Source organism: Exiguobacterium sp. H66 (assembly GCF_018618705.1).
Lineage (GTDB): Bacteria > Bacillota > Bacilli > Exiguobacteriales > Exiguobacteriaceae > Exiguobacterium_A > Exiguobacterium_A oxidotolerans.
Window position 1 is genome coordinate 234,347 of record NZ_JACSMQ010000001.1, and the last position, 11,977, is coordinate 246,323.

Genomic DNA, 11,977 nt, shown 5'->3' on the forward strand with positions numbered 1-11,977 from the left:
CCTTATTGTTTTTGACGTGCCAAAATCCGAATCGGTGTTCCAGTAAAATCAAATGCTTCCCGGATTCGGTTATCGAGATACCGTTTGTATGAGAAATGCAAGAGCTCTGGATCGTTGACGAACAAGACAAATGTAGGCGGACGCGATGCCACTTGTGTCGCATAGTTAATCCGTAGACGAACACCCTTATCCGTCGGCGCTGGATTCATCGCAACTGCGTCGACGATAACATCGTTCAAGACGCTTGTCTGAATGCGTTGGGCATGACTTTTCGCCGCTTGATTGATGACAGGGAGCAATGTTTGAAGACGACGTTTCGTCTTCGCAGAGACGAAAACGATTGGTGCATAGTCGAGGAAGCGGAATTCTTCACGAATTTCTTCTTCCATTTTCTTCATCGTTTTATCATCTTTTTCGACAGCGTCCCATTTATTGACGACGATGACAATCGCACGTCCGGCTTCGTGGGCATATCCGGCGACTTTTTTATCTTGTTCGATGATACCTTCTTCACCGTCGAGGACGACACAAACGACGTCAGCTCGCTCAATGGCTTTTTGGGCACGCATGACACTAAAGCGTTCTGTCGATTCGTAGACTTTCCCACGTTTACGCATACCTGCTGTGTCGATGATGACGTATTCTTGATCGTCACGTGTAAACGGTGTATCGATTGCATCACGGGTTGTACCAGCGACACTTGAGACGATGACACGTTCTTCACCGAGAATCGAGTTCGTCATACTCGACTTCCCGACGTTTGGACGACCAACCAAGGCAAACTTAATTGTATTTTCGTCGTATTCGATGTCTTCTTTGTTTGGCGCTAGTTCGAGGACACGATCAAGCATGTCTCCGAGTCCTAGACCATGCGTTCCGGAAATCGGATATAAATCGCCGAATCCTAATGAGTAAAATTCATACATTAAATCACGCATTTCAAAGTTATCGACTTTATTGACCGCGATAACCACTGGTTTATTTGAACGGAACAACATGCCGGCGACTTCTTCATCGGCAGCCGTAATCCCTTCGCGTCCATTGACCATGAAAATAATGACGTCCGCTTCATCGATTGCAAGCTCCGCCTGATGACGCATCATTTGAAGTAGGGGCTCATCCCCGACTTCGATTCCACCTGTATCAATCAAATGAAAATGACGATTGAGCCATTCTCCAGTTCCGTATATACGGTCGCGGGTAACACCTGGCTTGTCTTCTACGATCGAAACCCGATCTCCAATCACCCGGTTAAAAATCGTCGACTTTCCGATATTTGGGCGACCTACGATCGCCACTACTGGAATTGCCATCCCAACACCTTCTTTCTCTTCTCTCGCTTCATAGCCGTTCTATTGTATCAAATCAAGCGCGCTTATACCACATCTAACCGAAACATAAAAAAAGCAGACACGAATCGTGTCCACTTTTTGTCAAAATTTATTCTTTTGCATCCGAGTCTTTATCAGCGAGGTCCGCTACCGAAAACCCTTCATTTTGATCCGTATATTGAGAGTAGTCATCTTCATCCGTCTCTTCTTGTTCTAAGACACGCGTCGAAAGGGAGATCTTGTGTTCATCTAAGTGAACCTCAAGAACTTTCGCTTCGATTTCTTGTCCTTCTTCAAGCACTTCCGACGGCGAACTAATATGGCGATTAGCGATTTGAGAGATATGGAGGAGACCTTCGACTTGCGGTGCAAGTTCGACGAATGCTCCGAATTGAACGAGACGACGGACACGTCCTTTGACGATGTCACCCGCTTCGATTTTCCCTTCCATCTGTTGCCATGGACCTGGTTGCGTCTCTTTAATTGATAGCTTGACCTTTTCTGTATCGCGGTCGACACCAAGTACTTTCACTTCGACTTGTTGCCCTTCCGTTACGATATCAGACGGTCGTTCGACACGATGATGCGCCATTTCAGAAATGTGGACGAGTCCGTCAACACCACCGATATCGACAAATGCACCAAAATCCGTTAAGCGTTGGACAGTTCCTTCAAGGACTTGACCCACTTCCAAGTTTTCAAGCGTCTCTTTTTTCTTCGCATTAAGCTCGCCTTCGACGACCGCTTTATGTGAAAGAATGACACGATTTTTTTCTTGGTCGAGCTCAACGACCTTGACTTCGATCGACCGGCCGATGTAGTCAGAAAAATCTTCTACATAGTGACGTTCGACAAGTGAAGCTGGAATGAATCCACGTACGCCGATGTCGACAACGAGACCCCCTTTGACGATGTCTTTGACGACAACTTCAAATATTTCAGCCGATTCATATTTCGCTTCGACTTCTTCCCATGCTTTCAAGGCATCAATCTCACGTTTTGAGACGACGACTTCTTCGTCTGTAATCTTCTTCACCTTTACTTGTAATTCATCACCGACTTTTAGCACACCTCGTATGTCATCCAAATGGAGACTTGAGACTTCGCTAATCGGCAGGATTGCTTCTGTCTTATATCCGATATCAATGAGTGCTTGCTTGTCTTCAATCTTCACGACCATCCCAGTAACTACCTGGTCCCGATGAATTTCAAAATCAGGCATATCTTTCATTTCTTCGACCATTCCAACACAACCTCCTCACGATGAGTACAAGAAACGTAATAAAATACGTTTATCCTTCTTTTAACTTCTTACAATTCTGACTATTTGTCAAGGTTTTACACATGATTGTAGTAGACCGATTTGATTTCTTCGAGAATTCGTTCTGAAATCGCTTTCGCGGCACCGCGTTGATCGCGTAAATCTTCAATATCGACTGGTTTTCCGATTACGACCCGCATCGGCTTAAACGGGCGATAGTTGCCGATGATCGCGACAGGAACGATTTGCGCCGGAGATCGGAGTGCAAAAAAACCGACACCTGGTTGCGCTGCCGTGAACTCACCTGGAGCAGACCGTGTTCCTTCTGGAAAAATTCCGACGGTTTCGTCCGTTTTCAATAATTCAATCGTTCGTTTTAAAGCTTGACGATCGCCCTGTCCGCGTCCGACGGGATACGTCCCCGCTGCCGTCATCAATTGTTTTAATCCAGGGACTTTAAACAGTTCCTCTTTTGCCATATAACGAACCGAGCGACTCGTCGGAATCGCGCTAACTAGAAAGACGGGATCCCAGTTCGAGCTATGATTCGCACATAAAAGAACGGATCCATCCTTCGGAAGATTTTCTCTCCCTGTCACGCGAAGACGAAATACAGTTTTGGCGATGACGAGCACGACGAATCGCGCTAGTCGATAAACGGAGTCCGTTCGACTCATTTTAATACCCCTTCCGCAAGCTCTGTCAGACGGAGGACGACTTGATCGATCGACATGACGGTTGTATCGAGATAAATGGCATCGTCTGCTTGTCTGAGCGGAGACACTTCCCGTTCACTATCACGTTTATCACGCAACGCGATTTCTGCTTGAAGTGCTTCTAAGTCACTGTCCATCCCCCGAGACACGTTTTCACGATGCCGGCGACTCGCACGTTCTTCGACTGTTGCTGTCATGAAGACTTTCAGTTCGGCATCTGGTAAGACGACTGTACCGATGTCACGCCCATCCATGACAATACCGCCCGATTCTGCTAAGCGGCGCTGCATCTCGACGAGTGCCGAACGTACTTGAGCATGTTTTGCGACGAATGAGACATTGTTCGTCACTTCGCTCGACCGAATCGACTCTGTTACTTCGCGCTCGCCAATAAAGACACGTTGCCCGTTTTCACCCGGTGTTAAACGGATATCAAGTGATGTCATTAACTCACCTAACCGTTGCCCATCCTCGAGATCGATTCCTTGCTCAAGTGCTGCGAGCGTTACGGCCCGATACATCGCCCCTGTGTCGATGTAGACGTAGTCAAGATGTGCTGCTAATTGTTTAGCAATTGTACTTTTTCCGGCACCAGCTGGTCCGTCAAGTGCGATTTGAATTTTAGTCATGTTTTTCGTTCCTTCCGTTTGAACCATTTTTAAGCGGTTCATAGTATCGACCGTTATCATAGCAAAAAAATAGACTTAGGTGAATGAATTCGTGCCACTCCGCGAATTTTTCATTTGCGCCTGATAACAGTGCCGTAAGACGAGCTCACGACTTCGATCATGAATTTGTGTAAATTGAAAGGCGAGTTCGTAACGTTCTTCGCGTCGATCGACGCGAACTAACTCACCTAAAACGTCAAGTGTATGGGTTCCTCCATGTTCGGCCGGTAGTAAAAACGTCAATTCAACCTCGTCTTTTAGTTCAATCGGTAAATGATTCGCTAAGATCAATATTCCACCTGCTGATAAATCAAGCGAGACCGTCGTGAACGGTTCGAATTTAGTTTTATGCGGATGAAGTGCGACGTCCAAAAGTAACGGCACACGTACGAACTGACGACGTTGAACACGCTCAATCTGTTGGTCGGTCGGGCGTCTGATTGCATATCGTTGTCCACGAAGCGGATCATTTTGTCGTTCGACGATTTCCGATTCAAAGCCATACAACCGTCCCTTTTCTTTAAAAAAGTAAACGTGAATCGATTCATCTTCCGATAAAATAAATGTCTTTAGCGTGTCCGCCTCACTTGGCGCTTCCATCCAGATTAAACGGTTCGTCACAGCCGTGACCTTCGTCCGACCTTGTCGATCTTCACTGTTGCGTACCATTATCAAATCACCTGTTTGCATCATGTCACTCTCTCCCAATCCATTCTATTCAATTACTATTTTTTTTGTATCGATGATTCAAGCGATTCGCACTCTTAACTTGGTAAAGGCCGACTCCCCATAAAATCACCATAAAAATAATGGGCAGCAAGGAAATACCACCATTTTCCAATATTAACAAATTAAACATACTGTGCGCAATCATCGGAACGATTAAGGACAGACTTAGCCAACGATTCGGGTAAATTGAAAATTTTGCACGCCCCATAAAGAAGCCCATTAGAACAGCAAAGAGTGCATGACCCGATACAGGAAGCAACGCTCTGAATATCATGTGTTCAACCGTCCCATTGACCATTAAATATAAAATATTCTCAAGCGTCGCAAAGCCGAGCGAACAGGCGACTGCGTAAATGATACCATCATAATAATCATTGAAACGTTGATGGATATATACGGTATAAAAAACGATAAACCATTTCGCAAATTCTTCCGTAATTGCCGTTCGAAACAGACGAATCGATTCATCTCCCCCAAATTCAGTCTGAACGACGTAGTCGATGAACATCAATGGAAACACAAGTAAAATGCCAAAAATGAAACTCCGTAAAATATAACCGACGGGTTCAGCTTCATGTTCATGGCGGAGATAAAAATAAGTAAGTAGTGCAATTCCCGGGGCAATTCCTGAGAAAACGATCGATAACACGTTTTTGCCCCCTTCCTATTCCTTAAGGATAAAGGTTTCTCCTGGAAAAGAAAACCGAGTCCATTGTATATCCGAAAAAAAAAGGTACAATTATGGATGAAAATGAATAGTCAGCTTTTAGTGTCTGACTATCGAACGAATAGACAGGAGGCTCTTTATGAAAAAATTACTATTAGTCCATACCGGAGGCACGATCGCGATGGCACAAAATCATTCCGGTCACGTTCTGCCGAATGACATCAACCCACTTGATGCTTCATTGCCACGTGCGACCGACATCGCGGACATCACGACACGCCACTTCGCGAACCTTCCTTCACCACACATCACACCGGACATCATGCTCCGTCTCGCACACTTCATCAAAGAAGAACTGCAGGCAGGGTATGATGGCGTCGTCATCACGCACGGAACGGATACGTTAGAAGAAACGGCTTATTTCTTACAGTTGACGATTGGTGCTCCAATTCCAATCGTCTTGACAGGTGCGATGCGTTCATCAAATGAAGTCGGTTCAGACGGTGAGTTCAATTTGATTACGGCATTGCGTGTAGCCGTCAGTGATGCAGCTAGAGGAAAAGGGGTTCTCGTTGTCTTTAACGGAGAAATCCACTCTGCTTTCAACGTCACGAAAACGCATACTTCTTCTGTCGATACTTTTAAATCTGTTCATTTCGGTAACTTAGGGATGGTCACGAAAGATCATGTCTATTTATTCAATACACCTGTCTTAAAACCAACGCACATGGTGACGAAACTAACAAAGCGTGTCTCCGTCCTAAAAGTTTACGCCGGGATGGACCCCGACCTTTTAGTTGCTGTCGGTGAACTTGGTTATGATGGTCTAGTCCTCGAAGTACTCGGGCAAGGAAATGTGCCACCGAGTCTGATGGATGCGATTCGTCAGCTGACTGAACAAATGCCAATCGTCATCGTCAGTCGTTGCTTTAACGGCATCGTCCAAGATGTCTACGGATATGCAGGCGGAGGACAACAATTAAAAGAACTTGGTCTTATTTTCTCGAATGGTCTGAACTCACAAAAAGCTCGCTTGAAATTGATGATTGAGCTCGAAATCGAGGCTACACACCCTGAACTTGAGACTTCATTTCAAGTCGAATGATCTGTCACTAAAAATAACCGCTTCCCGGGGAGGGAAACGGTTATTTTTTTAGCGATCGAAAAGAGCGCTTATCGCGTCGTTTCACGAACAAGTCGATCTGAAAGACTCGTTGCAATCAATTCTCCATGAAAACGACCGTTTTCGATAAATATTTTGTTGGCGTCATATCCTGCAGCGACGACACCCGCAATATAAATGCCGGGAACGTTTGACTCCATCGTTTCCTCATTGAAATCCGGAACTCCCGTTTCTCCATCAATCATGATACCGGCATCCGCGAACAAACCAACGTCCGGTGTGTAACCTGTCATCGCAAAAACAAAATCTGCCTTAATTGAGGTCGCTTCTCCTTGTTCTTTATAATGGACGTGCGTCGGTGTGATAGAATCGATCGTTGCGTTAAACACCATCTTGACCTTCTCGGCCCGTACGAGCGCTTCGAAGTTCGGGAGGACCCATGGCTTGATTGACGGACTGTACGCTTCACCACGGTATAACAGCGTGACATGTGCACCTGCCTTCTCAAGTTCAATTGCGGCATCGACACTCGAATTTTTTCCACCAATGACGACAACGTCTTGTCCGAAGAAAGGATGACCTTCTTTAAAATAATGAGAAACGTGCGGTAATTCCTCACCTGGTACGTCCATTTTATTTGGCAATCCGTAATAGCCTGTCGCTAAGACGAGTGCCCGTGCCTGACGCGTCACCGTCTCCTCCATTCGCGACGATACGACTTCGAACCCTTCACCATCCGTACGTTTACTGATTCGTTCCACCGTCTCAAACGGACGAATCGTGATTTCTTTCCGTTTAACGACTTCACGGTAATAGACGAGTGCATCTTGGCGTTTCGGCTTAAGTTCCTTGTTGATAAACGGAACACCACCGATTTCTAATTTTTCGCTACTCGAAAAAAATGTTTGATGCGTCGGATATTGATAAATCGCTTCGACGATATTTCCTTTTTCGATGACTTCGACAGCTAATCCACGATCTTGCATCTCGATCGCTGCCGATAACCCACACGGTCCTGCACCAATGATGAGACAATCCAGCATAATCTTTTCTCCTCTTCCACGTGCTTTTTTTTTATCTTAGCAAACATGAGCAAACGAAGAAAGAATTTAAGTTACATGAAAAAAGTTCACTCCTGTAAGAAGTGAACTTTTTCAAATTAAACCCATCCACGGAAGCGTGAGGCTTCCGCCATTTTACGAACGCCTACCATGTAGGCAGCGAGGCGCATATCAACATTTCGTGTATGCGATGTTTGATACACTTGATTAAACGAGTTCACGAGTACTTTTTCAAGCTTTTCATGCACTTCTTCTTCCGTCCAGTAATACCCTTGGTTGTTTTGAACCCATTCAAAGTAGGACACCGTTACGCCACCACTTGAAGCCAAGACATCGGGAACAATCAAGATTTCACGATCTGCGAGAATTTTAGTCGCTTCATTCGTCGTCGGACCGTTGGCTGCTTCGACGACGATTCGCGCTTTAATGTCATGCGCATTATCTTCCGTGATTTGATTTTCAATCGCTGCCGGAACAAGAATGTCACACTCTAATTCGAGCAGTTCTTTATTTGAAATTGTATTTTTGAACAGCGTCGTCACCGTCCCGAACGAATCGCGACGATCAAGTAAATACGGGATATCCAGTCCGTTCGGATCATGGAGAGCGCCATATGCATCACTGATCGCAATGACTTTCGCCCCCAAATCATGCATGAACTTCGATAAGAAGCTCCCTGCATTACCAAACCCTTGAACGACGACGCGGGCTCCTTCTAATGTAATCCCTTTTTTCGCAGCAGCTTCCCGAATCATGATGGCGACCCCTTTAGCTGTCGCAGTCTCACGCCCGTGGGAACCACCGAGTACTAACGGCTTTCCTGTAATGAAGCCCGGTGAATTGAATTCATCAATCCGGCTGTACTCATCCATCATCCAGGCCATGATTTGTGAGTTCGTGAAGACATCAGGTGCTGGAATATCTTTTGTCGGACCAACGATTTGACTGATTGCACGGACATAGCCACGACTCAGACGCTCGATTTCCCGGAAACTCATCTCTCGTGGATCGCAAATGATTCCACCTTTACCACCACCGTATGGTAAATCGACGATTCCTGCCTTCAAGCTCATCCAGACTGATAACGCTTTGACTTCGACTTCCGTTACGTTCGGGTGGAAACGGATTCCACCTTTCGTCGGACCGACAGCATCATTGTGTTGCGCCCGGTAGCCGGTAAAGATTTTTGTTGACCCATCGTCCATCCGAACTGGAATCCGAACCGTTAACATTCGCAACGGTTCTTTTAACAATTCATACATTTCGTCCGGGTAACCCAACTTCTCAAGAGCTTCTTTTACGATTTCCTGTGTTGCTTCAAGTACGTTTTTCCGATGATTCGCATGTTGTTGGTCAGTGATCATTCCAACGTTCCTCCCCATAAGTGGCATCCCCTATGCCGTTTCCTTGTTCGGATAAAGTATACCTTGTTCCGACGTGTAATGAAAGGGATTCCTACTATATTTGTAAGCGCTTTCTATCATCTACTCTTTTTCGTTTACTTTATGTTGTTCGAAGTCGCTTGATGACGTGTAATCGCTAGATTGATAAACGATTCGACTAGCTCTGGATAATCAATCCCGATTGCCCGTGCCCCGTCCGGGAATAGACTTGTCGCTGTCATACCAGGTAGCGTATTGGTTTCTAAAATAACGGGATGACCGATTTCAGGCACCAGGAAATCAGAACGGGAATAGCCCGAACATCCGAGGACTTGATGGGCGAGGACTGCCCACTCTTGTAATTTTTGTGTCGTCACCTCGTCAAAATCAGCAGGACAGATATGCTCTGATCCACCGACTGCATATTTTGATTCATAATCATAAAATTCATTTTTAGGAATGATTTCGATGACGGGCAACGCTTTTTCAGCACCTTTTTGGCCGAGCACCGGTACGGTTACTTCTCGCCCTTTAATGAATTGTTCAATCAAAACCGCATCGTCTGCCTGAAAAGCGAGTTCGATTCCGCTTCGTAACATCGCGTCGTCCATCGCAATCGTCAATCCATTTGACGATCCTTCTTGAGCCGGTTTGACGACACAAGGGAATTCACCGCCCCACTGCCGGACCTTATCTGCGATGTCGTCACCGCGTTCAATCAAGACATCACGCGCAATCCGAATGCCAGCCTTCTCAAAGTGCAACTTCGACCGTGCTTTATCCATCGCTAATGCGGAAGCCAAAACACCTGATCCAGTATACGGAATATCCGCTAACTCTAGTAATGCTTGGACACGACCATCTTCTCCATATTTTCCATGAAGAGCAATGACGGCGACTTCAACATCCAGATTGAAAATTTCTTCAGCACGTTCCGGATGGAAATCGATGGCAACGACTTCGTGCCCTTTTCCCTCCAATGCTTGAATCACGGACTTCCCGCTACTTAACGAAACCTCACGTTCTCCAGAAATCCCACCATATAATACTGCCACTCTCATACTCTTCACTCCTTCATCTTACGTTCACTGTTTATCATACCATCACTCTTTCAACGAAAAAATACAAAATGGTGTTAACTGATGATTCCTCATGAAAAAGACCACTTTCCGTCAGAAACCGGTCAGTGGCCTTAAAAAGAATCGTCGTATGTGCCGATTCGTTAAAAATCATCATTTACACGGAAAATGTCCCGGCGATCATTTTGATTGCATCCGAACGCTGAAGTGTTTTTCCGTATTCCGCCATCGCGAGCGGACTTTTCGCACTTGGTACGCCATATTCAGACAGTACGGTCGTAATCGTCCGTTCAAGCGCCTCTGCCATCCGTTCCTCGAAATACAAGTAATACCGTCCTTCGAAGTAGTACAGCGCTCCACCCGTTTCCGTCATCGGAACGTGGCGAAGCAATCCGTGGCTCGCTTGAATGACGTCCTCGAATTCTTCGAGTTGATACAGGACATGATGTACGATATCGACGGTCATCCGAATTTCTACTTGATCAAATTCATCAAACGTTTCTTCTGGTAATTCACCTTCTCGTCGTACATCGACCAACATCCCGTCATTCGGAAAGAATGTCACAAAAAATTCGAGTGTCCCGACCGCATGAAATCCAAAATTTGATTCTGCTTCTTCTAACAGGTTACGTAATAGGTCCTGTCCTTTTCCAACTGCCAGTGTTTCTGGTCGAACGTCGTGAACGGATAGTTCCTGCTTCGTAATAAACACACGTAAATGCCCTTGTTTAAATGTCTCAAATCTCATCTAAGACTCCTCCAGTCAATGCCGGAGAAAAACAACTTCTCCGTTCAATATGAATCACACTATACACCAGTTGTCGGAGTGAGTCGACTTAACCAACTTTTCCAGGAGGAATCGTCCGTCCCGAGGAGATGATCCGCGTATTTTTCAGGGAGCTGTTCGACGGCATAACCACCTAGACCAATCTCGACGTTCGGTACAGCCTGTCGTAGTTCGACAAGCGCTTCATCTAAAAGACTGAGGTGGTCAGAAATCGTACACGAAAGGACGACAGCACGCGGTACTAATTGTTTCGTCACCGTCACAAGATCTGACACGGGAATTCCTGCTCCAAGAAAAATCACATCGAAGCCGGATTGGCGTAAGTATAGCGTAAAAAATAACAATCCCAATTCATGTTCTTCTTCTGGCGCACATACACATAAAATGCGCGGTAAAAAAGGATTGATCGGCATTTGCAACGATAATGTCGAAAGGCGGGCCCGTAAAAAGGCTGTCGCAAAATGTTCATGCGCAATCGTAATTTCACCATTTTCCCACTTCGAGCCGATTTCGTGCAGCAACGGTCCGACGATATCTTGAATCACCTTATCGAAACTAAACATCGAGAATGCCTTATTCATGATGTCATGGGCATGTCGTTCCTCAAATGTCGTTAATGCCTCAAACAGTTGTTCACGTAGTTCAACACCATAATCAAGTGGAGGCTCCGTGCGACTGACAGGCATTTCGTACAGTTGAATCGCTTTCGAAACAGATAGTCCTTCTTTTTGTTTGTCTACAATCCAGCGGAGCTTCGCGACATCGCTATCACTATAGATGCGATGCCCAGATTCACTCCGGTCCGGATCAAGCACTTGATATCGCCTTTCCCAAGCACGAATGGTCGTTGGGTTGAGCCCTACTAATGCAGCGACTGCTTTGATATTATATTTCCCACGATCCATGCACCGTGCCTCCTTCCTTCTCCTTTTCAGTATACCCGTAAAGGAAAATAATCTCTGTTCACAATGTGCCCTTACATCATGAAACCGAGGGAAACGAAGGCGATAATTATTGTAATCATAAGAATCGTCAGCGTGATGGCTAACGGATTTTTGACAAAGGGTTGCTTTAACCGTTCATTCCGCACATGTTCAATTCGTGAAGAACGTGGTGGTAAGCTTGATTTTGGTTCTTCTTGTCGGTTCTTTCGTTGATCGTATTTACTCAAAT

13 protein-coding genes are annotated in these 11,977 nt (G+C 45.6%); 1 reads left to right on the plus strand and 12 read right to left on the minus strand.

The features are described 5' to 3' along the window. Positions 1-2 precede the first annotated feature (2 nt). The 6 genes from der to prsW all read right to left on the minus strand — a co-directional run bounded on the left by der (position 3) and on the right by prsW (position 5,354). Positions 3-1,313 carry a ribosome biogenesis GTPase Der gene (gene der / locus KNP88_RS01230; RefSeq protein ID WP_029330675.1) on the minus strand — a complete coding sequence of 437 codons (1,311 nt, stop codon included), beginning with the start codon at positions 1,311-1,313 and terminating at the stop codon, positions 3-5. Between the two features lie 127 nt (positions 1,314-1,440). Next, complete coding sequence (gene rpsA / locus KNP88_RS01235; RefSeq protein WP_029330677.1) at positions 1,441-2,574, minus strand: 30S ribosomal protein S1; 1,134 nt, start codon at positions 2,572-2,574, stop codon at positions 1,441-1,443. Between the two features lie 95 nt (positions 2,575-2,669). Next, the gene (locus KNP88_RS01240) at positions 2,670-3,269 is read right to left on the minus strand and encodes a lysophospholipid acyltransferase family protein (RefSeq protein WP_088837326.1); all 600 of its coding nucleotides are present in this window, start codon (positions 3,267-3,269) and stop codon (positions 2,670-2,672) included. Then, positions 3,266-3,937: a (d)CMP kinase gene (gene cmk, locus KNP88_RS01245; RefSeq protein ID WP_214765110.1), complete on the minus strand. Its 672-nt coding sequence runs from the start codon at positions 3,935-3,937 to the stop codon at positions 3,266-3,268. Before cmk ends, KNP88_RS01240 begins: the two co-directional genes overlap by 4 nt. 75 nt (positions 3,938-4,012) lie before the next feature. Next, on the minus strand, positions 4,013-4,669 hold the full coding sequence (locus tag KNP88_RS01250; RefSeq protein WP_088837327.1) for a flagellar brake protein: 657 nt from the start codon (positions 4,667-4,669) through the stop codon (positions 4,013-4,015). Between the two features lie 25 nt (positions 4,670-4,694). Then, the gene (gene prsW, locus KNP88_RS01255; RefSeq protein WP_088837328.1) at positions 4,695-5,354 is read right to left on the minus strand and encodes a glutamic-type intramembrane protease PrsW; all 660 of its coding nucleotides are present in this window, start codon (positions 5,352-5,354) and stop codon (positions 4,695-4,697) included. Positions 5,355-5,511: 157 nt separating this feature from the next. On the opposite strand from prsW, the gene KNP88_RS01260 reads away from it, so the two are divergent. After that, complete coding sequence (locus KNP88_RS01260; protein ID WP_088837329.1) at positions 5,512-6,477, plus strand: asparaginase; 966 nt, start codon at positions 5,512-5,514, stop codon at positions 6,475-6,477. 68 nt (positions 6,478-6,545) lie between these two features. On the opposite strand, the gene KNP88_RS01265 is transcribed toward KNP88_RS01260, so the two are convergent. The 6 genes from KNP88_RS01265 to KNP88_RS01290 all read right to left on the minus strand — a co-directional run bounded on the left by KNP88_RS01265 (position 6,546) and on the right by KNP88_RS01290 (position 11,975). Continuing rightward, entirely contained in the window at positions 6,546-7,538 is a 993-nt protein-coding gene (locus tag KNP88_RS01265; protein WP_214892009.1) for a YpdA family putative bacillithiol disulfide reductase, read from the minus strand. 116 nt (positions 7,539-7,654) lie between these two features. Further along, positions 7,655-8,920: a Glu/Leu/Phe/Val family dehydrogenase gene (locus tag KNP88_RS01270; protein ID WP_029330690.1), complete on the minus strand. Its 1,266-nt coding sequence runs from the start codon at positions 8,918-8,920 to the stop codon at positions 7,655-7,657. A gap of 134 nt (positions 8,921-9,054) precedes the next feature. After that, positions 9,055-9,999 carry a D-alanine--D-alanine ligase gene (locus KNP88_RS01275; RefSeq protein WP_029330692.1) on the minus strand — a complete coding sequence of 315 codons (945 nt, stop codon included), beginning with the start codon at positions 9,997-9,999 and terminating at the stop codon, positions 9,055-9,057. A 175-nt stretch (positions 10,000-10,174) separates the two neighbouring features. After that, positions 10,175-10,765, minus strand: coding sequence for an adaptor protein MecA (locus tag KNP88_RS01280; protein WP_159172429.1), 591 nt, complete (start codon positions 10,763-10,765; stop codon positions 10,175-10,177). Positions 10,766-10,824: 59 nt separating this feature from the next. Then, positions 10,825-11,709, minus strand: a complete 885-nt coding sequence (locus KNP88_RS01285) for a MerR family transcriptional regulator (protein WP_214892011.1) — start codon at positions 11,707-11,709, stop codon at positions 10,825-10,827. 71 nt (positions 11,710-11,780) lie between these two features. Continuing rightward, a complete protein-coding gene (locus KNP88_RS01290; protein WP_029330697.1) occupies positions 11,781-11,975 on the minus strand; it encodes a hypothetical protein in 195 nt (64 codons plus the stop codon). Positions 11,976-11,977: the final 2 nt, after the last annotated feature.

Bases quoted from the DNA above. Each gene is read 5' to 3' on its own strand.
- KNP88_RS01270 (WP_029330690.1), bottom strand. From the start codon at position 8,920: ATGATCACTGACCAACAACATGCGAATCATCGGAAAAACGTACTTGAA.
- KNP88_RS01275 (WP_029330692.1), bottom strand. From the start codon at position 9,999: ATGAGAGTGGCAGTATTATATGGTGGGATTTCTGGAGAACGTGAGGTT.
- rpsA (WP_029330677.1), bottom strand. From the start codon at position 2,574: ATGGTCGAAGAAATGAAAGATATGCCTGATTTTGAAATTCATCGGGAC.
- KNP88_RS01260 (WP_088837329.1), top strand. From the start codon at position 5,512: ATGAAAAAATTACTATTAGTCCATACCGGAGGCACGATCGCGATGGCA.
- KNP88_RS01280 (WP_159172429.1), bottom strand. From the start codon at position 10,765: ATGAGATTTGAGACATTTAAACAAGGGCATTTACGTGTGTTTATTACG.
- KNP88_RS01285 (WP_214892011.1), bottom strand. From the start codon at position 11,709: ATGGATCGTGGGAAATATAATATCAAAGCAGTCGCTGCATTAGTAGGG.
- KNP88_RS01240 (WP_088837326.1), bottom strand. From the start codon at position 3,269: ATGAGTCGAACGGACTCCGTTTATCGACTAGCGCGATTCGTCGTGCTC.
- cmk (WP_214765110.1), bottom strand. From the start codon at position 3,937: ATGACTAAAATTCAAATCGCACTTGACGGACCAGCTGGTGCCGGAAAA.
- KNP88_RS01265 (WP_214892009.1), bottom strand. From the start codon at position 7,538: ATGCTGGATTGTCTCATCATTGGTGCAGGACCGTGTGGGTTATCGGCA.
- der (WP_029330675.1), bottom strand. From the start codon at position 1,313: ATGGCAATTCCAGTAGTGGCGATCGTAGGTCGCCCAAATATCGGAAAG.
- KNP88_RS01250 (WP_088837327.1), bottom strand. From the start codon at position 4,669: ATGATGCAAACAGGTGATTTGATAATGGTACGCAACAGTGAAGATCGA.